The following is a 24,924-nucleotide window of genomic DNA, read 5'->3' on the forward strand; positions in this document are numbered from 1 at the left end:
ACTAATACAATTCCTCATGACCCATCTTACACAAATCGCCAAACACTTTAAAGATGTTCATTTTGGTGGTAACTGGACAACGGTTGATTTGAAAACGGTATTATCGGATGTTACTTGGCAAGAAGCCGTTACCCCTGTGCATGGGTTGAACACAATTGCAGCCTTGGTATTCCACATGAACTATTATGTAAGCGCTGTATTGAAAGTGTTGGAAGGTGGTACTTTACAAGCGAGTGATAAAGTAAGCTTTGATGTACCTGCTATTACGAATGAAGCAGCATGGCGATTATTGGTTGATAAAGCATTAACAGAAGGAGATGCCTTTGCCACAGCCATTACTACCTTACATGAACCGCAACTATTCGAAGTTTTCGAAAAGGAAGCATATGGCAATTATTACAGGAACCTATTAGGGATTATTGAGCATACACATTACCATTTAGGACAAATAGCCGTGATAAAGAAAATCTTGCGTGATGGGAAATAGTAACAAGCGAACGACGACAGCTGAATATATCAATGCATTGGATATTGCTTATTTCGAAACGTATTCAATGTTGCGTAGCGAGGAGTATAAAGCATATAAACAAGGATTACAAACAGAATTAACCTCGTTGACAAAAATCGGTGTTGCATCTACTGCCGTAGTTGAGCGTATCGAGGAGATACAGGAATAGTTGAGTATAGAAGGTACAGTGTATGAAGTACATGAGTTTCATCCTTTTGCTCAAAAGATGGCTCGTTTTGAACGCCATTCAAAAGAGGGGATTGAATTACATAAGATGTTCCAAACGGAACCCGTGGCGGCTGCTTTATTTCTTTGTGGGCCTGTTTACAGGGATATGATTGTATTTTATGACAAGCATGACCATGTTATTTCTACATTGAATCTTTGTTTAGAATGTGGCTTTCTAGCAACGAAGCAAACGGGTTACTTAGATGTTGATTTTATTGTGCTGGATTGGTTGGTAGATTTTTTGTTTGAGAATGGGCATACAGTAGAGCGTAAAGGACGTAAATACATGCAGCCGGGCTGGTTAGAAAAAAGAGAAGAATTTATTAAAAATCGAGATCAATCTATACAGTGATTATGATAACTCCATCTTCTATTATACAACATATTGGCACTATCAATTACGCCTATTTCGAAACATATTCCCTGTTTAGGAATACAGCTTATACCAATTCAAAAAAGCTAGTTGAACAGGAAATAGAGGTATTGTTGAAAAAGGGTCGTTTGATACCCTTAGAGCGGGAGGAGAAGGAGCGTTATGACTATTTACAATCGTTGTTGCCTATAGAATACCAGCTACTTGCCTTGGATGAATACACGCCTTTTCAAGATAAGGTAGCAAGGGTGGAGGTAGGTACTTCATTGGCGATGGAATTGGATTGTATATTATCAACGATTATGCCACCGCCTGTAGCTTATGCTGCTTGTATTCCTATTTACAGGGATGTGATGGTGTTTTACGATGCTGCTAATTGTATGGTTGGCAAGTTGTACGTCTGTTTTGAATGTGCTTTCATGGCAACCAGTAAAACGCATTCATTTCATGTAGGGCACGAATTGTTTGGGATGTTAGGAAGGTATCTCCAAAAGCTGGGGCATCCGTTGCAAATGACTTGATTGTTGCGAGGTCATTTACAAAGTGCTATTGAATGACAGAATACATTTGTACCTCTATTTTGCATGGGTTTTCAAGGTAACGCTTAAAACACGTCTATTGTATATATTCACGAATTGTATTGGACGTTAGCAGCTTTGTTTCCAAGCTGGATTATCAGCTGGATATCACTATCATATGCAGTTCTTTTCTAAGTGCAATCAAATAATTGAAAATGATTTATTTAACAGCTTTCCTTTGCTACGGAACATCAAAAGGTCATTACTATATTAGTGCATCTTGATAGATTCTTCTTTTACAAGTTGTGTTTTAAACATGAGACACTAGCATGGTGATCGTTTTTTCAAGCTACCGGCTTATAACTTTATTACAAGTTCAATTATTAACATTAATACCCAATATTATACTATGCAACGTCCTCTTACTTCGCACGAATACCTGCATACATTCGAATTTGAATACATTGAAACCTATTCCTTTAATAGGGGCGATTCGTTTATACAAGCTTCATTAGAAGAATGGAACGAATATCAGCGATTGTCGAGACGTGTGGCAAATGGCAAGGTATTGACAGCTGATGAAAAGCAACGAATGGAGGCGATATTTTCCATCATGAATGCAGGCATTGCACATTTACAACATATTAATAACCATCTTCCAGCACACGTTGAACTTATTAGCAAGCTGCATCATTCTGAAGCAAGCGCTTTGGCCATTATTTCACATCTAAGCATACCTGCGCTTAATATTCCGTATTGGATGTGCGCACCTGTATACCGTGACGCAATTGTTTTCTATAGCGCATCTGGGCAAGTCGTTTCGATCTTGAATGTCTGTTTTTCATGTGATCATATGCTTGGTACAAATAATACATTTATTGGTGCAGATATGAGCTGCTATCCATTACTTAGACAAGAATTCTTAGCACTTGGTCACAAAATAGAGGAGAGAAATTAGCGTTTAATACGCCTTCCTTTAATAAGGAAGAAGGCCGTGAGGATCACACAAAGGGCAATAAGTAAAAGCAAGGTTTGTAATTTGGAACCTGCTTGTCCTGCTGCATATAATGTATACGCTTCTTGTGCAAAGAAGAGGGTAAAAATAGCAACGACGGCGGCGAAAATGTTCCAAATATTCATACGATAACGATTCTTAAGGAAGGGCAAATTACACTTTATTATGCAATCTGTGTATTTACTCACTAGTATAGCAGGGTATGTGCTTAGGTTTTTATATCTTTAAGCTAGCATAAAAAAAGGTCTATCCAAGCTTGTACTTAAACCCCCAGTATGAAAGATATTGCCCGTAAAATAGTACAACAATATACCGAATTTAACGACGAGGAGATCGACGCTTTACTGGCTTTTACAACTGTAGAATCCTTTGCAAAAGGCGATATAGTGGTAGCAGAAGGCAGGATTTGTAACAAGTGCTATTTTGTTTTACAAGGTTGCTTACGACAATTCCGAATCGTGGATGGTTTGGAAAAGACAAGCGCGTTTTATGTAGAACAAGATCCCATTGTACTGTATTCCAGTTATATGAGTGCACAACCATCGGAAACCAGTATCCAATGCATGGAAGATACATTATTGCTGAGCGGAACCAAGGCACAAGAAGCCGAGATGCACAAAGCATACCCGGCTACCGGTCATCTTATTTACAATTTATTATCAGCCGATTACCGCAAAGCAGAAGCATACATTCATCTCCTGAATGCCTACAACCCGGAGCAACGTTACCAAGCATTATTACAAACAAAGCCGGGTTTATTGAACCGTGTGCCGCTCGTATACATTGCATCTTATATCGGTGTTACCCCCGAATCGCTCAGCAGGATTCGTAAAAGGATTGTCGATAATACCCGGAAAGCCTAATTACCGGGCAAATTGTTGCCGCTTGTATTGCCGGTAAAGTACCAATGCTAATGTACCTATCACAACTTCAATCACTGTTACAACAATTAGTCCTTCATTGGGTAACCCATCTGCCAACATACCATATAAGCGTGCTATACCATATCCCAAGTAGAATAAAGCTGTGAGCATTAAAGCAAAGCCTCTTATGGCGGTCGAAAAGGCGCCTATTAGTATGATAATGCCCGCGCCAAGCAATGTACCTCCAGCGCCATGGAATTCACTTAGTAAAGAGGTGTTATTGCTGAGTGTTATACCCGTTGATCCTTCAAAAGCAATGGGAAAGAATAATTGGCCTATGCCGACAGTGATACCAATAATACCGGCAAGTATGAGTGTGATTTTTACTATTAGCAAGTAACGCATAGTGGGTTGTTTCCCCAAAAGTAGGCGAGTGCTTTATCTTCGGCCTTGACTTAAGTTAAGAAGTGTATAAGCCTGTAAAACTTAGGCGTTACTAATTTTTATATGAAGGCAACCAACGACTTTGCATCGTTGGTTACCATTTTGGGATGGTTAATTATACACCTTCAATATTTTGCCATTTACAGCTCCTTCTACACTTAGAATATACGCGTTCACTAATTTATCCATCGGTACCAAGTTATAGCCGGGAAAGAAGGCGCCGTAGCGTTCTGCACTGGCTGCTACTAATCCCGGGCTTACAACGTTGATGCGTTTTTCGTCGACCATTTCTTGTGCAGCACCCAGCACGAAGCTGTTCACGGCGCCATTGATCATAGCTACGCAGGTGCCATTACGGGCAGGATGTTCTGCAGCAATGCCGGAGGTAAGGGTGAAAGAGCCGCCTTTGTTGAGATATGATTTTCCTATGAGTACGAGGTTGATTTGGCCTAAGAGTTTGCCTTGTATGCCGGGAAGCATCAAGTCGGTAGTCATGGTATGGAAAGGACCATAATACCCCGTGCCGGCGGTGCATATAATCGCATCTACCGGGCCTACTTGTTGAAACATTTGTTCGATAGAAGTAGGTTGGGTAATGTCGACTTGGATTTGCCCACTGTTTCTACCTGCTGTAATAACTTCTTGTTCACGTGAACGGAACGCTGTTGCTACTCCTTTTCCAATGGTGCCTTCGCCACCAATCAGTAATATCTTCATACTTGTAATTTTCAACAAAGTTCGTGTAGGAAGGTAGGTGAATGGTAGCTGGTGTAGCTCAGATGATAGCTTATTTGGCTCTTTCTGTAGCGGGGGTATGACCGTATTTCTTTTTATAAAGCCGTATAAACCACGATGTATTTTCGAAGCCGCAATCCATTGCGATACCGGTTATTTGTTGATCGGTATTTTGCAGTAGTAGGTGTGCATGTGCTAACCGTTGGTTATTAATCCAAGTACGGGGTGGGCAATTGTATTGTTTTTGAAAATCGCGTTTGAACTTAGCAAGGCTACGGTTGCAAAGGCTGGCTAATTCTTCAATTGTTACTGGTTGTAAGAGGTATTGGGAAACGATGTGTTCCATCGTTGCTACTTCGTTATCGATGGCCGAACGAATGAAAGCTTGTACAGCATTTCTTTGTGGCCCCGATAATAATAGTAATAATACTTCCTGTTGTTTTAAGCGCATTAATTGTTCCAATTGTGCCGGTGGCTGACCAAAGTATTGCCGGAAGCTTTCTTTGAAGGCATTGAGTAAGGGGGTAGCGGGGAATACGAGGTACGGTTCGGCATGCTTGGGATGTGTGCCATTGCTGTGCATTGCCATTGCTTGTAGTTGCTTCAATGGCAAGAATAACATCATGGCTTCGAAATCGGCACTTTCTTCGATGTATTCTGCCATCACATAGATGCCTTTTCGTAGTAAGAAAACTTCCCCGGGTGATGCCCTTACCGTTTCACCGGGAAAATGCAGGAGTTTAATGCCGCGTTGTACGAAAATGAGGGTATGCTCGGTCATAAGAACCGTTCGTTTACCGGGTAGTTTTTCTATTTTCAACTTGGCGTATGTTTCGGATGGATGTGCGAGGAATGATGGATCATTCAAAGCTTGGGTAGGAGTAGGTGGAAAGCGGTGGAGCATAGCGATGAATTACATGTAGAAGGACGAATAACTAAGTGTTAATTACCAATATATACAATACTTGCAAACAATTCTTTCACCATTTGCGTATCGCTTTCCTTAGAAAAGGAGATAACACAAACCAATATCTCTTGCCCACCCGTTTTAGTGCCTTTCAGTAACCAACTATCTTCCGAGAAGGCTATAGAAGGTGGTGTATTGGTTAATATATGGTTGGTATTTTCTGCACCCTTAATTATCGAAATAAAGATAATAATGCTTTCATCTTCGCTAACATACTGAATAGAATCATCATTATATATGGCAAGATAAGTATCATCAATTGGTAGTTGCCAGTTTGGTGGCATAATTATATTATTTGATTCCAACATGTTGAATAGATTATTGATAAAGTAGATGCTAGTATGATACAAAGCATTGCACTATCTACACGGTGCAAATTAGTTGGAATAAGTCGTATTCAGTAGTATATTTTGAATATCGACTTCTATAACATGGATTATGTTGGAGTAGGAAGATTTTCTATTCGTTTAGTATTGAATAAGTGTGTTTTAGAGGAGCATATTTACCTAGTTACGTGCTATTAGATTAAATAGAAGCTTGTTGGCGCGTGTGGTACATATAGACATGCATTTCTATACCGTTCAAGTGAAATATATAGCCGGAAATACGCAGAATGCCGCCACATGATAAGTAGGGTTACTGTTCCGTTCTGCAATTAGTTAATTTACTAGTGTATTTAACCCCATTTCCCTCCCTTATAACTTATTTAAAATGAAAGCTACGCAGCAACCCCAATTATCGAAATCTAATATGGTTTCAGGAAAAATTCTGCATAAAGAAACGAATCTCGGCCTGGCAGATTTGTTGGTTATTTTGGTCGACCTAGATAAGTGGTCTGATCCCGAATTTGCGAGCAATACCATTTATAGAAGTGCCCTGGCCGGTGGTAATAGCGTTCAAATAAACGATTTGATAAATAGTGGAGATAGAATTGGCTCTGTTCTCACTGGTGGCGATGGTGCTTTCTCTATCGATATAATACCGCGGGATTATAATTTAGGCACATCCAAGGAAACTAAGCCCGATTTGTTATTAATTGTATTAGTGGCAGAAGAACCGGGTCTATCCGTACAAGATCGACTATTGTATTATTCGTTAGATGTACGATTAAATGCAGGTTCGAATGAAGCACATATCATCAAATTAAAAACATCTTTATTGGCAGAAAAAGGTGTTGCTATCCCGGTAGTAGGTACACCTGTTATGGGTGCTACAAACATATTAACCTCGTTAGAAAGAAACATTAAAGAGCATAGTGAATTCTCTGAAAAGAAAAAGAAGCTATTACGTCAACATATCGTAAAAGAGCAAGATACGCAACACGAAAAGAGGAAAAGCACCTTCGTACAACCATTTATCGATAAAATTTCCAAAGTACCTAGCAGCTTCCGCGATAGCGCTTTCTTTGTAAAACAAGGTATGAGTGTAAAAGATGTTACCTCGAATAATATCAAAACCAAAGTGCAGCACAACTTTGGTCCATCTGTTCCTACATCTAATAAGCAGGCACAAGGCTATATTTATTTATCGGAACAAGACATCCTCCAATATCAACCTTATCTCCTGCCAGGTGAAGGGAAATTTGTGTTGCCTAGTGCTATTGTTGAATCGGATATTTTGCCTAAAATATTTAGAAAGCATAGTGAAGGATCGGGTAAGGATATACTGTTAGATCATCCCAATAATCGTTTATCCCGCGAATTAAACGCTAGTGCACCTGCAACTACTACAGGCCCGGGAAATGCAGGAGCTACACCTACTATTGCGCCTACCACGGAAAATGATATTCCTAAGTATGTAGCGCATCAAATGTCGACTGTTACTTCCCCGGAAGAACAGTTGTCGATTGGGCTACCTCAAATTTCTTTAGAGAAGCGACCTACGAACGAGGATATTGGTCAGAATATTAGCAATACCATCTTCCAAAAGGGGCCTGCTGATGTGCCGGCATATTATGATTTTCATTCCTTAAAAATCGCATTTGAAAACGTATGGCAAGAAGCGATTGATCTCGGTTTAATCAATTTGGCAGAGCGGTCGTATGATCAAGTTGAATCCAATGGCGGCAACCCGTTTATGTTGCTTAATGGTTATTGGGCAGGATACACACCAACAAGCGCACCAATTGACAGTCCTTCCCAGGATGTTATACTGGAATTCCCCGAAGCATTGTCTATTTGGAATCGTTTATTGCCGTTAGAAAGGTCGGTGTTGAATATGCTAGCGTTAACTATTACATATAACTACAACACCAATTTATCCGATTTTTTAGCGGAAGGTTATGGCACAGTTAATAGAGCTGTTCCAGATTTGAATACAGTACCAATAGGGACCAACAAAGAACAAGCGATCGCTCTTTTTAAACAAAAAGGTAGCAACCTTATTCGTGCTGCAATAGAACGTTTGAATGAGCGTGATGAGATTGATGATGAGTTATCTTCTTTGCGTGATGCTAATAGCCTCGTAACAGCCTTACAGGCTCAATTAAATACTAATTATTCCTTTAAATACTATGCGGCAAACAGTACTGAACGAAGTGTGAATTTTGGATTGTTGCTGACATACCAGCAGAAGTGGGACCCACAGAATTACCAAGTTGGCGAGCTAGTACGTACTATTCCATTGGCGCCCGGGGAATCGAAGAAGTATGAAACTAAAACTACTGTGAAAAAAACGAGGAGTAAAAAAGAGCAGGAAGATAATTTAAGAATCTCGAAATCAGATACCTCGAACAGCACCAGGGCCGAATCGGATATTGTAGATAAAGCAAGTAAGCGAGATACGTCAGATGCATCGTACGACACAAAATCGGGACTTACTTCGGGGCCATTAGTGAGTGGTTCTACTGCAACCATTAAACTTGGTTCCGATGCCGGTAGAGATTCGCAACAAACGAAGAAAGATTTCCGGGAAGCTACTATAAAAGCTTCTCAAGAATATAGGCATGAAAGGAAGATCGAAATATCAACAGATGAAATGTATGAATCAACTACAACAGAATGGGGGGAAATAAAAAACACTAATGACGAGTTGATGGTCACCTACTTGTTTTACGAGCTGCAACGATTATTCAAAATCAGCGAACGTTTGTACAGGTTGCGCCCGGTAATATTGGTGGCCCAAGAAATGCCTGCACCTCACGAGATTACACCGCAATGGGTAATAGCGCACGATTGGGTATTAAAACGTGCATTGGTCGACGATAGCTTCAAAACAGGCATGGAGTACCTATACATCATCAATGGTGAGAAACTCCTCTTGGATGAATTAGAAAGAACAGTCAAAGAACAACGACAAATCATTAAAGAATTACGACAAAATGTAAAGTTCTACAACGACCAGGTGGGGATATTGAGTAGAGCAATGCAAGCGGCCGTTACTGCCCAAGCGAATGCCTTGGGAGGCAGTAGTAACGGCTTGTTTGACAACATACCCGTATTAGGCGGTATCATGGATAACAACTTGGTAAAAGGTGCGGGGCAATTACTAGGTTTTGGAGATAGTGATGATGAAACAATGGAAAAATCGGAAGCTGCACGTATCCGCCGGGAAGCAGCCACAGATGCATATCAACGTGCAGAACAAGAAAGACGCGAGTTAATGGCGCGTTTAGAAAATGAGAACAATACCCTTAACAGCTTAAGTAAAGAATTAGCGGAAAAGCGGAAAGACATCATAGAGAAAGAAACGCACATTGCCCGTTTATTGGAGCACATAAAAGCGAACATCCTTTATTATATGCAAATTATATGGAGCAGTGAATATGCGGATCAAAGGTTTTTCCGCTTATTGGATACAAAGGTGCCTGGTTTTGAGGGTACCTATAAAATAAGCATCAACAGTACCCCGGAAGCAAAAGGATTAAACGATTATGCTGTAGCTAACAAAACCCGGCATGCATACACTTTGGAAGTAGACATGGAGGTTACAGAGGTTACCTTAAAAGAAGTGGCAGACTTGGATAATATGTTAGGCTTCAAAGGGAATTATATGATCTTCCCACTCCTTCAGTCGAATGTTCTGACCGACTTTATGATGGCACCCTACATTGATACAGAATTTGGTTTAACTGATCCAGATAACTTAGGTAATTGGAGTTTGGATGATTTTGAAAACTATGTAGCCAACTTACGTAAGCAACTAGGCGAGAACGGGTTTGCAGAGATTGAAGAAGAACTGAAAGAAATGTATGCTGCATTATTACAAGATCCTTTACGAAGCGGTGATATAGTAACCGTACCTACCGGTTCTCTTTTTATAGAAGCCTTGCCTGGATCGCATACCGTATTAGAATACTACAAATTGGCGCATCGCTTCGAAGATGTGAAGAAAGCACAGGCAGAAGTGCGCAGTATGGAGTTAGACAATATTCGCCGTGCAGCACGACTTGTAACGAAGAAGTACGAAGACCCTAAAACAGACAAGAAGATCGTTGTACATGGAACAAGCGTACAACCCAATATAGATATCAATGATATTTAATCACCTTGGCGATGGCAGAAATTAAACAAGTAACAGTGTTTCGGCAGCTCATGGAACGAGTATTTGCAGCCAAGGCGGAACACTTAACACTTTCGAATAATCGTAACCACCAGCAGCAAGCCTTGATGACAGATTATAATCGTGCCATGAGTATTGTTGTTGGTACAAAAACATCTGTCATATTGGAGTTGTTGATGAAGGCTTACTTGGAGATGTATAGTAAGCTAATTCATAACTACAAGGCTGTACATTTTTACATGTCGGATGTGTTGTTCGAGTTATTAGTGAGCCAGAGTATTAAAGTAGACCAAACGCGCGGCGATCTATTTGAAATTTGGGATAAGCAGCTAGTTGGTCATCCTATATCCGACCATTACAATACCATCAAACGTAGGTATTGGGCACTTAACCCTACAATACGAGATAATATAGATGTATTCCGAAAAAGGGCAAGGGAAAAGCGTTTACAAAGCAAATCGTTACTTGATCTGTTAAAAGATGAATATGCACGAATAATAGGCTACCCCGTGGCATCAAACGACCACTTATACAATTTTGATCCTGCCACAAATGTTGCTGTAAGGTCGAGGTTAGAAAGGCAAGTATCCATTATTGAGAAAAAGTGGATGGCGGCAGAAGGGAAAGATTATTGGGGGGAAGAAGATGCAATAGAAATGGATAAAGCTGTGGATGCTTTTTCGGAGTATGTTAAATCGGAAGCGAAAGGAGATATATTGATACTGTTCCAAATGCTTAAGTATTTGCGCGATGTTTTTATGCCGATCATCGAAACGAAGGAAATTAAAGCAAGTGGTATAGTAGAAGTTTATATCAAGAAACCGCATCACCGGAAGGCAAACTTTTATTACGTATTGTACACTTTAACTGCCTTACGGATGTTAGCAATAGCACAAGTTAAGCGGTACAAGGCTAACCGTATAGGTTTTACCCAGGAGGAAGTACGTTGGTTCTTGGGGCCTGTTCGCGTGTATGAATACTATTCCAATTTTGAACAAATATTCAAAACACATGTGGTGGGTAAGGTGAATGTTAATTCCTTGACCAGTGAATTGAAGTTGTTTCTAAATATGTGTCAAATTAATGCATGTCAATTACAAGGCATGGATTGGCTTAATCTTGCCGAAACCATGCGAATTCAACAGGTTTGGCATAATGTACATGAATTTACCCAAGACCTTAATGATGCAGTGAATAGTTGGCGGCCAGATCGATTAGAAGCAATCTTACAAGCACCTGCTAATGCAAGTACAATTGTGCATTTTAGAACGATGTGCTTAACAACGATTGCCATCAACCAGCAATCGGCAGAATTGGCCAAGGCAGTGGTGGCGGCGGGAAGTCATGTTGGAACAAATAACAATTATGGTGGAATTACGATCGTGTATATAGACCCTGCGAATACCGACCGTGTGTATATTGAATTTGAAGGATTGAAACCACACTTGTTTAAAGTGAACCAGTATTATATTAGCGAGCACTTTTATGGCGCCATGATTCTTCAGATTTACAAAAGTACGCAGGGGATATTAGTGCTTCCGGAGTTGGTATTATTTGCCTTTGGTTTTTTGCAAGCATTTGTAACAGCCGGCTTTGCGGGGTTGATTTATGAAGTGGTGATGTTTTATGTATCCAGTAAGATCCGCGAGCAAATTGAAAAAATGAGTCCATTAGCAGCCACTATTTTTGATGCCATTTTTGCCATAGCTGTTCCCCCTAAACGTAGTAATAAGCCAACAATCAAAGCCCCTGAAAGTCCACGAGCACTGAAAGCAGATAAAACGGGCTTGAGTGATGTATTAAATACCCCAACTAAGGTGGATGATTTATTGGATGAATCTAAAAGTGTGATCATGCAAGTGGAAACACCAACGGTAGCACAGGTAGCAAAAGAATTGGAGGAGGATTTTAAAGTAATAGACGATCATTTTACGTTACAATCTGGCGTTAAACAAGCGTACTACAAAGCCAGGGATACCCTAGGTAAAGCACCTGCCTTAACGAAGGAAAATGCGCGCATGGTAAAAGCTAGCATAGCCGAAATAATAGAAATGGAATCTCCAGTAATGCTTGTAACTAACGAAGGGCTTAGTTTTAGAACCCATACGAGCGCTGTACAAAAGAGTCGTGGGGTTGGCGGCAGCAATAAAGGAACAGGTACTAGCCGGGTACAAAGCGCCGCAGAGAATAAAATCCGAAAATCACCCCACTATCAACTATGGGAAAAGTTCCAGGATGTTTTATCGGTTGACATGGCGCGTTTACAAAGAGCAGAAATGGACAAAATCTTCTCAGCTTTGGCTAATAAAACAATGGGTATTACCATAGCTGAGAAACGAGTTATTACGTTATTGAATAAAGCCAAAGAAGCCAATGCCGAATATATAACTGATAGTTTCGTATTTAGCAATCACCTTGATACTGTCTTAGTTAATATTCCATCACGCACGAACCAAGTGCCTATTTTGGACCGTGTATACCAGGTAACAGATTTGGAAACAGGGCAGCGCCTATTTATGTTGGTGGAAGTAAAAGGAGGATTAAGAACCAAGCTCGGTAAAACTAATTCGTATGATATTCAGTTCGTTAATGGAAAGTCGGTTTGGACAGAACTTGCTAAAGACGCTGTGGTCCAGGCATCGGAAGAATGGTATTGGCAAAGAATAGTAGAGATTTATGAAGCAAAGGGTGGCAAGGAAATTGCCCGAAAATTGTTGACAGCCATGAAAGGGGGAATGATTAAACCATACGTGGTGAAGTCGAACATCGAAATGGTACCCCGGTTTCGCGATGACGCGGTGAACACTTTTATGAATTATTTCGCGAATAAGAATTTGCCTTAGTGGCGTGGAGATGCTCAATTTTCATCTTGGTATAGGTTACAGATGGATGTGCTAGGAATGGTGATCATTCAAGTATTGAGTAGGAGTAGGAAGAATCGATGAAGGAGCATGTGTAAGGTCAAGAAAAAGGAGGTTTTATCACCGCAAGATAAGATAGAAATGATGATTGAAACTTGATTTACTGTACTGGAGTTAAAGTATGCAGATTGGGTAGTTTAGAATATTACTTTAGCGAACTTGAATTGTAAAGAGATGTAAATTTCAAAGGTTATAAATTTGAAATTTACAACCTTTGAAATGCGTACAATGACTGTTTATTTTTCGAACTATTTTATACCAATAATTAATACCCTTAGTATTTGTTACCCAACCGAATATTACTTCATTACTCCTTCCTGAATTGTGTCGGCGTTAATTGCAGGTGTTTTCTAAAGAAACTACTGAAGTGGGTAGGGCCTTCAAAACCCAGGGCATATGATATTTCGGCAATCGTCCAACTACTATGTTTCAGTAGGATTTTTGCTTCTGTCAACAGCCGATCCATAATGATCTCGGATGTTGTTTTGTCTGTCACCTGCTTTATAGATTTGTTCAGGTGATTTACGTGAACAGCTAATTGTTGGGCAAAGTCGGAGGCCGACCGAAGTTCTATGGTGTGCATGCTGTCTTTAATGGGAAACTGTTTCTCCAATAGTTGGGTAAACAGCGCGGCGATCCGGTTAGCTGCATTCGATTTCTCCACTACTACATTAGCAGCTGGCCGCATTTTTAAAGTATGGTGTACCAATTGGAATACTAGGTTGCGCAGTACATCGTCACGAAACTCAAAATTGGAAGATTTTTCTTCGGAAAGCTGGCTAAAAATTCCAGCCACGGTTTGATACTCTATGGGTGTTAATTCGTACACCGGTACACCTCCTGGTTTAAATACGGGGTAATCCTTTAAACGCCCGTAGTTCTCAAAAAAGGTTTCCGTAAAAATACAACTGTACCCTGTTTGTTCTTCGCTCAGTGGTTCCCAATTATAAGGAACCTGTGGATTGGCAAAAAATAGCCCGTGATTCTGTATTTCCATGCTTTTATCCGCATAGTGGATAATACTTTTACCTGTTGTCAAACAGATTTTAAAGTAATTCTTCCTTCCGAATACAATCGGCGCCTCTTCTTCCATTCCGCGTTCTTCAAGTCTGAATACGTTAAAATGCCCATTTGCAGTGTCGATAGACGGCTTAGGAATAAATGGGCGACTGCTGTAATATTGTTCTACTGTTTCCGGCTTTGCCATATCATTTGCCTTGTTTCGGTTAGTGAATAAACGGGGCCAGGCAGTAAAATTAATTAATGATCTCATTTTTTAAAAATATAGCAGGCCGGTAGTACAGTGTTTCCACCAGCCTGCCGATTATTATGCTTCTTTACCAACGAAAGCACTAAGTGGCGCATTAATTGATTCTAATGCAGTCATTGGGTTCCAGAAGTCTACGTAACGAGCAATCTTGCCTTCGGGTGTGGTGGTTACCACGGAGATGTAACGTTGCGGGTATGGTTTACCGGTAGAAAGTGCATACCCTTCGCTTGTAAATTCTGCGATCACAAGTGTAGGTTCTTTGGTTTCATGGAAGTGTAGGTTTTGGAAGGTAACTGAAAAATGTTCTGGGAAATTCTTCATATAGTCGTACAATTCCTGTTTACCGGTAACTTTCTTTGGGAAATCTGCCGGGCCATAAGGAAATTCCAGCACACCATTTTCGGTGAAAAGATCTACCCATTCTGGGATACGGCCGGATGAAAGATATTCGAGGTGGTTTTTGAATGCTTGTTGTGCTAATGCTGTGATTTCTTGATTAGTTTTCATGATATTTCTTTTTTAAGTTGATGATTTATTAAGTTGTTATAATCGCTTGTTGCTGGCCAGCTTCGTTGTTTTCACTAATGCAAAAGTAGTACGGATAAGGAGGGTGAAATATGAAGAATCAAATCATTGCTGCCGAAAATCAATCAATTGGTAAAAAAGGTGGTTGTATGGTTGAGGGAAGGGTAGATGTAGCCTATTAAGGATGTATCTCCAGCCCATCTGTTCTTTAATCGTGGAGAATAATAAGGCTTAGATTTTATTAGATACTTGTATTGAGCTATTAAAATAGAAACAACACAATAATAAATTGCCATTTAAAGAGGAAAGATGCGTTAAAAATTGAAACGTGTTATTAGACAAGCCGCCCAATGGATAGAAAAGATGATAAAACGATATTGAGATTCATGGAAATGAAGGTATGTCGGCTGAATGGGATTGAGTTATTAGGGAACTGTAAACAATAGGGGATTGACTGTTGTTTAAGCCTGGGTAATTAAACAGCGAAATAGGAAGGTTTAAAAGCATAAAGCCCGCTCTAAGAGCGGGCTTTATGCTTTTGGTGCCCAAGACTGGATTCGAACCAGCACATCCTTGCGAACGCTGCGACCTGAACACAGTGCGTCTACCAATTTCGCCACTTGGGCAGTCCAGGGCTGCAAAGGTAAGGAGTTATTGCTCTCATCCAAATATTTGGGTATATATTTTTTTAATAGCTTAAGGTGATACCTGCCCCGAATCCCATGTCGCTATCATAATGGGTACTTACTGCCCAACGTCTTCCTACGATATACCTTAACCCGGCCATGTACTCATAATCCGTATTCCACCTAGCATCCAAACGGAGCCTACGGGTAAGGGGAATGTCTTCGCGGCTAAATTGTACGCGCCATCTTCCATCCGTATCCAAACTAGCATCGGCTACAATTAATAGCGGTAACGTATACTGCACACCCACGTGCAATACTTGGCGGAAGTTCTTCGTATTGGTTTGACCAAATAAGTTTTTCTCAGGCTTATCCATCTTACGGTAACGAACATCCCATCCCACATAAGGAAACAACCATTGCATTTTACCGATGTATCGCCCGAAATGGCTTTCTGTTTCGTAACCATGACTATCCTTCAATCCCAAACGCCATTCCGTACTTAGCTGGTAACGCGTATTCGCTAACATCAATTCACCATCACTACCATTGCTTTCAAGACCTACACGGGCTTGGAAATGCATCATCTTATCATCGCGCTTAATCATCTTATAAGCGGCTTCTTTATCTGGGATCTGCGGGTTAGGAGGAGAATTTTCGTAAGAGAATACCCGGCCCATGCCACTCATCATGTGGTACAAAATATGGCAATGGAAGAACCAATCACCGCTTTCAGTTGCGGCAAATTCGATGGTATCTACTTCCATCGGCATTATATCGAGTACTGTTTTCAAAGGAGCATATTCACCTTGACCATTCAATACCCGGAAGAAGTGCCCATGCAAGTGCATCGGGTGGCGCATCATGGTGTTATTGAACAATACGATGCGGACGTTTTCGCCTTTTTTGATGAGAATTTTATCGGTTTCGGAAACTGTTTTATTGTTGATCGTCCATACGTAACGATTCATATTACCTGTTAACTCAAATTGCAACGTGCGAGTAGGTGCATTGGGCAAAGTGGTTTTAGTAGGCGATTTTAGCATGCCGTAGTTGAGGGTAACAATGTCTTGTGCACCCATTTGCATATGATCGCCGTGTTGATGATCCATTTTCATATCATCATTGCCGGCGTCTACAATCTCGGGATACATCACGGTGTTCATGTCCATGGTTTGATTACTCATTTGCATACCTGTGCTGGTATCCAAGTTGCCATTCATCTTCATCATGCCATTCATCATCTTCATTCCTTCGAAATACTTCAATTTGGGTAATGGCTTCATGGGCATTTTCATGCCATTGCCTAACCAAAGTGAAGTACTGCCGGTTCTATCTTCGGCGGTTGCAAGTACTTCATATTGCATGTCTTCCGGGATGGTAGCTACCACGTCGTATGTTTCACTCACCCCAATTAATAGGCGATCTACTTCAACGGGTTCCACATCCGCACCATCATTTGCTATAACGCTCATTTTACCGCCTGAAAAGTTAACCCAGAAATAAGTGCTAGAGCTACCGTTAATTAAACGTAAGCGTACTTTATCGCCTTTTTTATAGGAGGTGTTCTGATCGACGTTCTTCCCATTACTCAAGAATTTCTCGTAATAAACGTCGCTCACATCCATGGCATTCATTCGTTTCCATTCATTCTTCAATTTCGTACCGAAATGCTTATGTTTAATTGCTTCACCATAGCTTTGAGTAGAACCTTTTTTAATGGCAAACCAATCATTCGCATTGTGCAAGTAACGGTTCACTTCATGCGGATTCATGTCGGTCCAATCGCTGAGTAATAGCGTTTGTTCGGGCATTTTGGGCTTGTCTTTTTCATGGAAAATGAGTGCGCCATACATCCCGCTTTGCTCTTGGAACATGGTATGACTATGGTACCAATATGTACCATGCTGTACAATAGGGAATACGAATTTGTGTGTGCTATGCCCTTTAATAGGCGCTGTTGTTAGGTATGAAACCCCGTCCTGCTCATTCGGCAATATAATGCCGTGCCAGTGAATAGAAGTTTCATGGTGCATTTGGTTATGCACGTAAATTTCGGCGGTATCGCCTTCAGTAAACTCCAAAGTAGGACCAGGAATGCTGCCATTTATAGCAATCGCTTGCTTGGTTTTTCCACTGTAGTTTACGGTTGTATCGTTGATGTATAAGTCGTATCGAACTGTTTTGGGTCGTGAAGTTTGTTGTGCAAATGTTTGCGTTACCCAAAGCAACATTACCACGACGAAAGAAATTCTTTTCATATCCATTGTGTAAAAGGGCGGTGCCGGTATAATTACAACCAGCACCGCAAGTAATTTGTTGAAAATTGCTTATTTGATTGTGTCGGCCACTTTACCGCAAGTGAGCATTTGGTTACCGTAGTAAGGATTTTTAATGCTGTTGTTGTTGCTTAACCAACCGGCTTTTGCCATCGGGCAATACTGTTGGTAGATCGGTGTTTCACTCAAATGGGCGCCTTTCGCCAAAGTGTACATTTCGTTAGATAATGTAATGAAAGAAGTTCTTTGTTGGTCGATGTTTTTAGCTGTAGAAATCTCTTGCGCTGCTACTACTAATTTGTCCTTCAAGTTGGCAAATACTTTCGCATCTTCCCCTGTAAGCTCGGCGTTATTGGCTGCCTTTACGAAATCGGCTGCTTGGGTAGCGGCTAATTTACTATTACTGCTTACTAAGGCATCTTTAATGCTATAGTATTGGTTTAATAAGGAAGATAGTTTTTGTTGTTGTGCGAATAATTGGTGAGTAGCAGTGGAAGCGAATACAGCTAGTGCCAAGAAAATCTTTTTCATGTGTTATTGATTTATGGTAATGAAATTTGGGTCGTGTAGAGAAGTGAAATCAATAACGAAGATCAGACTTGGAAGCTTTGAATAGCCACCCTAATATCGGGTATAACCCGGTGAAACGCACCCTTGTACAAGCTGGCAGTATCATACAATGTATAAGCTGTATGCTCCATTTGCTCTTGTGCAAACAAATGCGTAGGTACTGTACATTGCGGTTGCGCAGCGTGTTCTACGTTATCGGCTAGGATTTTCGCTAGTTGCGTGTAAGCTTGTCCTTGCTCGGTACAACAATGATGCTGGGCATGCTGCTGCTTGCTTTGGGCATGTGCTGAAGGAAACATAACGAGCGAGCAAATAAATCCCACTGCCAGTTGTAAACTGAAAAGAAGGAAGAATCCCATGGCGCTTGTATGTATACCTTGTTTTTTCATGCTAAGTTTCAATGAACCAAAGGTAGCATGCTTATAAGGCAGATGTGTTACACTATTATGGCTATGTTTTATAAAATTCCTATAAAGCCAACAGGATAGAGATATGTTTTGAGGTATATATGAAGAAGAACAAAGTTATTAGGTTCAAAACTAGGATTTCCTGGTCTCCCAACTAAAAAAGCCGTTTCCACATATGTAGAAACGGCCTTTAGTATATTTTATCCCGCCGAAGTACCTCGTACCCAGCCTTATGGATATTAAACAGCTACGTTGAATTCTCTCAATGTATCGTTCAAGCTAGTTTTTAAATCAGTTGAAGCTTTACGCTGACCGATGATCAATGCACATGGCACTTGGAATTCGCCTGCTGGGAATTTCTTTGTGTATGAACCAGGAATTACAACGCTGCGTGCTGGTACACGACCTTTGTATTCTATTGGTTCTGGACCTGTTACATCAATGATTTTTGTAGATTGTGTTAATACTACGTTTGCACCCAATACCGCTTCTTTCTCAACACGAACACCTTCTACCACGATACAACGTGAACCTACGAACACGCCATCTTCAATGATAACTGGGCTCGCTTGTAATGGTTCTAATACACCACCAATACCAACACCACCGCTTAAGTGTACATGTTTGCCAATTTGTGCGCATGAACCTACTGTTGCCCATGTGTCAACCATCGTTCCTTCATCAACATAAGCACCAATGTTTACATAAGAAGGCATCAAAATAGCTCCTTTCGCAATGAAAGCGCCATAACGTGCTACCGCGTGCGGCACTACACGAACACCCAATTCTTTGTAATTGGTCTTCAATTTCATTTTATCATAAAACTCGAATGGAGGTACGCTCAACGTTTCCATTGGTTGGATGCTAAAGTACATGAGGATGGCTTGCTTCACCCATTCATTCACTGTCCAGCCGTTTTCAGTGGGTGCGGCTACTCTTAAATGACCTTTATCAACTGCTTCAATCACCGCTCTTACTGCATCGGAATATGTATTATCCTGCAATAACGCCCTGTCGTTCCACGCAGCCAGTATCAATTGTTGTAATTCCATTATTTGTAAATTTTACGCAAAAATAGGACGCAAAGATCAAATCTAATAACGATTTGTTCTATCGAATTTTTCTATTAATTGATTAGTTTTAATTATTTTGCCGCCTATTCATGTGAATACTTCCAGGCTTATCCCGCCACTATGAAGGTTTCACGTATAATTGTCACATAAACATGTCGCCCTTGAAAATTGGTTTAGATGCCAAACGCGCCTATCAAAATAATACCGGCCTAGGTAACTATAGCCGTGCTTTAATTGAAGCGTTGGCAAAATACTATCCGCAACACGAATACCTATTGTTCGCTCCGAAACATAGCCAAATGTTCAAGGAAAAGGACGTTCCCGGTACCATCTTCCACGGCCCACAATCCGCTTTCGAACGTAAATTGAAAGGTTTATGGAGAAGTCGATGGATGACAAAGGACCTTATCCGCGAAAATGTCGACGTATACAACGGTTTAAGTCATGAACTCCCATTTGGGATTCATAAAACCGGCATCCCAAGTGCTGTAACCATGCACGACCTTATTTTTGAACGCTACCCGAAGCAATATAACCCGATCGACGTATTTACTTACCGCCGAAAAGCTCGTTATGCATGTAATGCGGCCGATCGCGTCATCGCCATTTCCGAGCAAACCAAGGAAGATTTGATCCAGTTCTATCATGTACCTTCCAGCAAAATCGATGTCGTTTACCAATGTTGTAACCCGATTTTCGAAGCCGTTTGGCCCGCTGCCGCAAAAGCCAGCTTCCGCGAAAGATATTACCTACCACACCAGTATTTCCTATATGTAGGTTCCATTATCGAGCGTAAAAACCTCCTCGGTATTATTGAAGCCATGCATTTGCTGGGCGATCAAACCGATGTGCCATTGGTCATTCTCGGCCAAGGGACCACCTATAAAAAGAAAGTACAAGCCGCCGCCGCGGAATATGGCCTACAAGATCGCCTTATCTGGATCAACGATACCCGGAAACTCGCCTTCCACGACGTGCCCGCCCTGTACCAATGTGCTACAGGTCTTATATATCCATCTCTTTTTGAAGGTTTTGGCATTCCTATTTTGGAGGCCCTCTGGAGCAAAACGCCTGTTATTACCAGCCAAGGCTCGTGTTTCAGTGAAACCGGTGGTAATGCGGCTATTTATATCGACCCGCTCAACCACGCGTCTATTGCCGAAGCTATGATGTCGCTGTTAACGGATCGCGACATGGCTGCCGACATGACTGAACGAGGCATTATGCATGCACAAAAGTTTTCTGCTCAGAACTTTGCGAAGGGCGTAATGAATACTTTAACGGCCATCAAGCGGTAATAGCGCGGATTTATTATTTTTGCAGCTATGGATTTTGAACAAGACATTGTCAATTGCCTTGCCAGCTTGCGCAATGGTGGTAATATTTTGTACCCAACCGACACTATCTGGGGCATTGGTTGCGATGCCACAAATGAAGAGGCTGTAAAGAAAATTTATCAACTGAAAAATCGCGATGAAAAGAAAAGTCTAGTTATTCTCATGGCCGATTTACGCGAATTATCACAGTATATCGTAGCGCCATATCCCGAATTAGCAGATATTCTCAGTCGTTTTAATAAGCCTACAACGGTGATTTATGAAGGAGCTATCAACCTGGCTTCCAATGTAATCAATGAAGATGGCAGCATTGCCATTCGCATTGTTAAGGACGAATTCTGTAAACACCTCGTGAAGCGTTTACGTAAACCCCTCGTGTCTACGTCGGCCAACATCAGCGGCCGGCCTTCCCCGGCTAACTTCACCGAAGTGGCCCCGGAAATTGTAAACGGCGTAGATTATGTAGTAAAATACAGGCAAAACGATCTTGCTCAACAAGTGGCTTCTACTATCGTGAAAATCAACAATGAAGGGGAATTAACTGTAATAAGACCATAATATCATATAAATTCACCATCATATCACCTAGTTACGTTTCGATTGCCTATTTTCGCGCCTCGAAAAAATAATAATTTATACACCACAATGAGCAGGAAAGAATTGGATATACCTTGTACAATGAAAGAGCGCAAGCTGTTTGAACTGGTGGCAGATGCCGCCGCTGAACAGCGTGTACCCTGCTATGTCGTGGGTGGGTTTGTAAGAGATAAACTCATTAATAGAAATACAAAAGATATTGATATTGTGTGCATTGGCGATGGTATTCAGTTGGCCGAAGCAGTAGCGAAACGCCTCGACCCTGTGCCACAAGTAAACTTCTTCAAGAATTTTGGTACCGCGCAAATCAAGTGGTTCGATGTAGAACTCGAGTTTGTAGGTGCCCGTAAAGAAAGCTATAGCCGAAATTCCCGCAACCCAGTTGTAGAACCCGGCACCTTGGAAGATGACCAAAATCGTAGAGATTTTACCATCAATGCCATGGCCGTAAGTTTAAACGAGGCGGATTACGGTACTTTAATTGACCCATTCAACGGGGTAGGCGACTTAGAAGCTAAAAACATCCAAACGCCCCTCGATCCTAACACCACATTCAGCGACGATCCCTTGCGTATGATGCGCGCCATTAGGTTTGCTTCCCAATTGGGTTACACTATTGCGCCACATACCTTCGCCGCTATCAAGGAAAATGCCCAACGCATCAAAATCATCTCCCAAGAACGCATTACCGACGAGCTGAATAAAATTATGCTCTCCCCGGTGCCTTCCGTAGGTTTGGATTTGTTGTATAAAGCAGGCATCTTAAAGATCATCTTCCCCCAGATGGTTGATTTAGTGGGCGTTGAAATGGTAGAAGGGAAGGGGCATAAAGACAATTTCTACCATACTTTACAAGTAATCGATAATATTTCCCGGAATACACGCGACTTGTGGTTGCGCTGGTCCGCATTATTACACGATATTGGCAAACCTGCCACCAAACGCTTCGAGGAAGGCCATGGATGGACGTTCCACGGGCACGATGCAGTGGGAGGCAAAATGGTTCCCAAAATCTTCGCCAAGCTTAAGTTGCCGCAAGATGCTAAAATGCGCTTGGTAAGGAAATTAGTCGAACTACATTTGCGTCCTATTAGTTTAACTAAAGAGAATATAACGGATTCGGCTATACGTCGTTTATTATTCGATGCCGGTGATGACATTGAAGCGTTGATGATGCTTTGCGAAGCGGATATAACGTCGAAAAACAAAGCCAAAGTGCGCCGCCACCTCGAGAATTTCGAATTAGTAAGGCAACGCCTGAAAGATGTAGAAGAAAAAGACCGCATCCGCAACTGGCAGCCACCTATCACGGGTGAAATGATCATGGAAGTGTTCAATTTACCACCGGGTAGAATCGTAGGTGATCTCAAAAATGCCATCCGCGAAGCAATACTCGATGGCGTGATTACCAACAATTACGATGACGCATATAAGTTCATGTTAGAAAAAGCTGCCGAGTTAAACTTGACGCCTGTAAAATAAATTCCATAATTTTACAGTACCGCATGTTGAGATTCGAGCATTGCATGCAACAGGGACAAACACAAATTAATACTTCAAGCTAAAATCAAAACACCTATAACTTTTACATATGCCGGTTCTGAAATTCAGGGTTTATTGGGAAGAAGACGAAAGTGTATACAGGGATATTGCCATCAAACCAGATCAAAGCTTCTTGCAATTGCATCAAGCGATTTTAACTGCATACGAATTCGATGCGAAACACAAAGCATCATTCTTCCGCAGTAATGATAACTGGCAACGTGGACGTGAAATTGTTTTGGAATTTGACGACCAGGTTCGCCAAGTAGAGCCATTATTAATGGCCGATACACCAATTGGTTCCGCCGTAAAAGCGCCTAACCAAAAGTTTATTTACATGTACGACTATGCAAAGCAATGGACGTTCCTTGTAGAGTTAATTGGTGTGTCGAAAGAAGAAAGTACTAAATCCACTTATCCTTTATGTGCACGTAAAGAAGGTTTAGCACCTAGTCAATACGGTACAAAAGGCATCATCGGCGATAAACTCGTTGAAATGGAAGAGAAATACGATCTGAACCGCGAAGGCATGGATGCCGAAGGGTATGGAGAAGAAGGAGAAGATGAAATGTCGGAAGATGGTGATGATGGTATGATGGATGAAGGTGGAAACGAAGATAATTTTTAATTGATTGTAAGATAGCAAAGGGTGGAACTATGTTATCGTAGTTCCACCCTTTTTATTGGCGTAAGATGATGAAAAAGAAGACGGTTATTATAGTAGGAGGGCCCACAGCTGCCGGTAAAACAGCTGCCGCTATTCGTATTGCACGGCAGTTCGGTACGGAAATTATTTCAGCCGATTCGCGCCAGTGTTACCGCGAAATCAGCATCGGCACGGCTAAACCCAATGCCGCCGAACTCGCCGCTATTCATCACTATTTCATCAACTCGCATTCCATCCAAGAACTCGTTAACGCCGGTACTTACGAGAAATTAGCACTTGGTTATGCTGCCAATATCTTCGAACACCACGATATCGCCGTTATGTGCGGCGGAACAGGCTTGTATATCAAAGCCTTCTGTGAAGGGATGGACGATATGCCTAACATTCCCGCTGATATCCGCGAAAAAGTGCGCGCCGAATACGAAGCTAATGGCTTATTATGGCTACAACAAACCCTCGCAGAACGCGATCCCGTGTTTTATGCCAGCGCGGAAACCCAAAACCCGCAAAGATTAATGCGCGCCTTGGAAATGCTAGAAGCTACCGGTCAATCGATTACAACGTATAGAAAGGGAAATACAGCAGAGCGGGATTTTAATATTATCAAGCTCGGGGTTACATTGCCCAAAGAACAATTGCACGCCAATATTCATAAACGTGTAGATATCATGATGGAACAAGGTCTTGTTGAAGAGGTAAAAGCTGTGCTGCCTTATCGTCATCACAATGCCCTACAAACAGTAGGCTACACCGAAATATTCGATTACCTCGATGGAAAAATTGATCTTCCTAAAGCCGTAGAGGAAATTAAAACCCATACCCGCCAATACGCCAAACGCCAACTCACTTGGTTCCGTAGAGATCCCCTTATGCAATGGTTCGATGCCACGGATATCGATGGCATGATGTCGCATATCCAATCTACTGTACAGGCATAAAAAAAGTCCCTACTTCGTAGA

The 24,924-nt window shown here is 41.4% G+C and carries 24 protein-coding genes and 1 tRNA gene; 13 read left to right on the top strand and 12 right to left on the bottom strand.

From position 1 onward, the window contains the following. Positions 1–16: 16 nt before the first annotated feature. From LX64_RS11560 to LX64_RS11580, 5 genes are all read left to right on the top strand, one after another. Entirely contained in the window at positions 17–487 is a 471-nt protein-coding gene (locus LX64_RS11560) for a DUF1572 domain-containing protein (RefSeq protein WP_111597816.1), read from the top strand. After that, entirely contained in the window at positions 477–677 is a 201-nt protein-coding gene (locus LX64_RS11565) for a hypothetical protein (RefSeq protein WP_111597817.1), read from the top strand. Before LX64_RS11560 ends, LX64_RS11565 begins: the two co-directional genes overlap by 11 nt. Then, positions 678–1,088: a hypothetical protein gene (locus tag LX64_RS11570; protein ID WP_148707286.1), complete on the top strand. Its 411-nt coding sequence runs from the start codon at positions 678–680 to the stop codon at positions 1,086–1,088. Between the two features lie 2 nt (positions 1,089–1,090). Next, positions 1,091–1,630 carry a hypothetical protein gene (locus tag LX64_RS11575; RefSeq protein ID WP_111597819.1) on the top strand — a complete coding sequence of 180 codons (540 nt, stop codon included), beginning with the start codon at positions 1,091–1,093 and terminating at the stop codon, positions 1,628–1,630. Between the two features lie 406 nt (positions 1,631–2,036). Then, a complete protein-coding gene (locus tag LX64_RS11580) occupies positions 2,037–2,585 on the top strand; it encodes a hypothetical protein (RefSeq protein WP_111597820.1) in 549 nt (182 codons plus the stop codon). On the opposite strand, the gene LX64_RS11585 is transcribed toward LX64_RS11580, so the two are convergent. After that, positions 2,582–2,767, bottom strand: coding sequence for a hypothetical protein (locus LX64_RS11585; RefSeq protein ID WP_111597821.1), 186 nt, complete (start codon positions 2,765–2,767; stop codon positions 2,582–2,584). The two genes, LX64_RS11580 and LX64_RS11585, sit on opposite strands and share 4 nt — an antisense overlap. 150 nt (positions 2,768–2,917) lie before the next feature. On the opposite strand from LX64_RS11585, the gene LX64_RS11590 reads away from it, so the two are divergent. Further along, positions 2,918–3,505, top strand: a complete 588-nt coding sequence (locus tag LX64_RS11590; RefSeq protein WP_111597822.1) for a Crp/Fnr family transcriptional regulator — start codon at positions 2,918–2,920, stop codon at positions 3,503–3,505. Here LX64_RS11590 and LX64_RS11595 read toward each other — a convergent pair whose 3' ends face one another. The 4 genes from LX64_RS11595 to LX64_RS11610 all read right to left on the bottom strand — a co-directional run bounded on the left by LX64_RS11595 (position 3,506) and on the right by LX64_RS11610 (position 5,959). Then, positions 3,506–3,910, bottom strand: coding sequence for a DUF4345 family protein (locus tag LX64_RS11595; RefSeq protein WP_111597823.1), 405 nt, complete (start codon positions 3,908–3,910; stop codon positions 3,506–3,508). Positions 3,911–4,060: 150 nt separating this feature from the next. After that, positions 4,061–4,666 (bottom strand): short chain dehydrogenase, encoded by a 606-nt coding sequence (locus LX64_RS11600; protein WP_111597824.1) that lies wholly within the window; start codon positions 4,664–4,666, stop codon positions 4,061–4,063. A gap of 70 nt (positions 4,667–4,736) precedes the next feature. Continuing rightward, positions 4,737–5,588 (bottom strand): helix-turn-helix transcriptional regulator, encoded by an 852-nt coding sequence (locus LX64_RS11605; protein WP_111597825.1) that lies wholly within the window; start codon positions 5,586–5,588, stop codon positions 4,737–4,739. A 38-nt stretch (positions 5,589–5,626) separates the two neighbouring features. After that, complete coding sequence (locus tag LX64_RS11610) at positions 5,627–5,959, bottom strand: hypothetical protein (RefSeq protein ID WP_148707287.1); 333 nt, start codon at positions 5,957–5,959, stop codon at positions 5,627–5,629. 403 nt (positions 5,960–6,362) lie between these two features. Between LX64_RS11610 and LX64_RS11615 the strand changes: the two genes are divergently transcribed. Both LX64_RS11615 and LX64_RS11620 read left to right on the top strand, forming a co-directional pair. Continuing rightward, positions 6,363–10,133, top strand: coding sequence for a hypothetical protein (locus tag LX64_RS11615; protein ID WP_111597827.1), 3,771 nt, complete (start codon positions 6,363–6,365; stop codon positions 10,131–10,133). An 11-nt stretch (positions 10,134–10,144) separates the two neighbouring features. Further along, positions 10,145–12,994 (top strand): hypothetical protein, encoded by a 2,850-nt coding sequence (locus LX64_RS11620; RefSeq protein ID WP_111597828.1) that lies wholly within the window; start codon positions 10,145–10,147, stop codon positions 12,992–12,994. Between the two features lie 385 nt (positions 12,995–13,379). Here LX64_RS11620 and LX64_RS11625 read toward each other — a convergent pair whose 3' ends face one another. The 7 genes from LX64_RS11625 to LX64_RS11655 form a co-directional block, all read right to left on the bottom strand. Then, positions 13,380–14,279, bottom strand: coding sequence for a helix-turn-helix domain-containing protein (locus tag LX64_RS11625; RefSeq protein ID WP_158538602.1), 900 nt, complete (start codon positions 14,277–14,279; stop codon positions 13,380–13,382). A gap of 120 nt (positions 14,280–14,399) precedes the next feature. Continuing rightward, positions 14,400–14,849 carry a nuclear transport factor 2 family protein gene (locus LX64_RS11630; RefSeq protein ID WP_111597830.1) on the bottom strand — a complete coding sequence of 150 codons (450 nt, stop codon included), beginning with the start codon at positions 14,847–14,849 and terminating at the stop codon, positions 14,400–14,402. Between the two features lie 557 nt (positions 14,850–15,406). Continuing rightward, positions 15,407–15,493, bottom strand: a tRNA-Leu gene (locus tag LX64_RS11635). A 62-nt stretch (positions 15,494–15,555) separates the two neighbouring features. After that, positions 15,556–17,754 carry a multicopper oxidase domain-containing protein gene (locus LX64_RS11640; protein ID WP_111598141.1) on the bottom strand — a complete coding sequence of 733 codons (2,199 nt, stop codon included), beginning with the start codon at positions 17,752–17,754 and terminating at the stop codon, positions 15,556–15,558. A gap of 69 nt (positions 17,755–17,823) precedes the next feature. Continuing rightward, positions 17,824–18,303, bottom strand: a complete 480-nt coding sequence (locus LX64_RS11645; RefSeq protein WP_111597831.1) for a DUF3347 domain-containing protein — start codon at positions 18,301–18,303, stop codon at positions 17,824–17,826. A 62-nt stretch (positions 18,304–18,365) separates the two neighbouring features. Continuing rightward, positions 18,366–18,731 carry a hypothetical protein gene (locus LX64_RS11650; protein WP_111597832.1) on the bottom strand — a complete coding sequence of 122 codons (366 nt, stop codon included), beginning with the start codon at positions 18,729–18,731 and terminating at the stop codon, positions 18,366–18,368. 257 nt (positions 18,732–18,988) lie between these two features. Further along, the gene (locus LX64_RS11655) at positions 18,989–19,801 is read right to left on the bottom strand and encodes a 2,3,4,5-tetrahydropyridine-2,6-dicarboxylate N-succinyltransferase (RefSeq protein ID WP_111597833.1); all 813 of its coding nucleotides are present in this window, start codon (positions 19,799–19,801) and stop codon (positions 18,989–18,991) included. Positions 19,802–19,974: 173 nt separating this feature from the next. Between LX64_RS11655 and LX64_RS11660 the strand changes: the two genes are divergently transcribed. The 5 genes from LX64_RS11660 to miaA all read left to right on the top strand — a co-directional run bounded on the left by LX64_RS11660 (position 19,975) and on the right by miaA (position 24,903). Beyond that, positions 19,975–21,120 (top strand): glycosyltransferase family 4 protein, encoded by a 1,146-nt coding sequence (locus tag LX64_RS11660; protein ID WP_245952631.1) that lies wholly within the window; start codon positions 19,975–19,977, stop codon positions 21,118–21,120. Positions 21,121–21,147: 27 nt separating this feature from the next. After that, positions 21,148–21,717: an L-threonylcarbamoyladenylate synthase gene (locus LX64_RS11665; protein ID WP_111597834.1), complete on the top strand. Its 570-nt coding sequence runs from the start codon at positions 21,148–21,150 to the stop codon at positions 21,715–21,717. A gap of 87 nt (positions 21,718–21,804) precedes the next feature. Continuing rightward, on the top strand, positions 21,805–23,238 hold the full coding sequence (locus LX64_RS11670; protein ID WP_111597835.1) for a CCA tRNA nucleotidyltransferase: 1,434 nt from the start codon (positions 21,805–21,807) through the stop codon (positions 23,236–23,238). Between the two features lie 109 nt (positions 23,239–23,347). After that, positions 23,348–23,926 carry an IS1096 element passenger TnpR family protein gene (locus LX64_RS11675; RefSeq protein ID WP_111597836.1) on the top strand — a complete coding sequence of 193 codons (579 nt, stop codon included), beginning with the start codon at positions 23,348–23,350 and terminating at the stop codon, positions 23,924–23,926. A gap of 65 nt (positions 23,927–23,991) precedes the next feature. After that, positions 23,992–24,903, top strand: a complete 912-nt coding sequence (miaA, locus tag LX64_RS11680) for a tRNA (adenosine(37)-N6)-dimethylallyltransferase MiaA (protein ID WP_245952632.1) — start codon at positions 23,992–23,994, stop codon at positions 24,901–24,903. Positions 24,904–24,924: the final 21 nt, after the last annotated feature.

This window comes from Chitinophaga skermanii (assembly GCF_003259335.1).
GTDB lineage: Bacteria > Bacteroidota > Bacteroidia > Chitinophagales > Chitinophagaceae > Chitinophaga > Chitinophaga skermanii.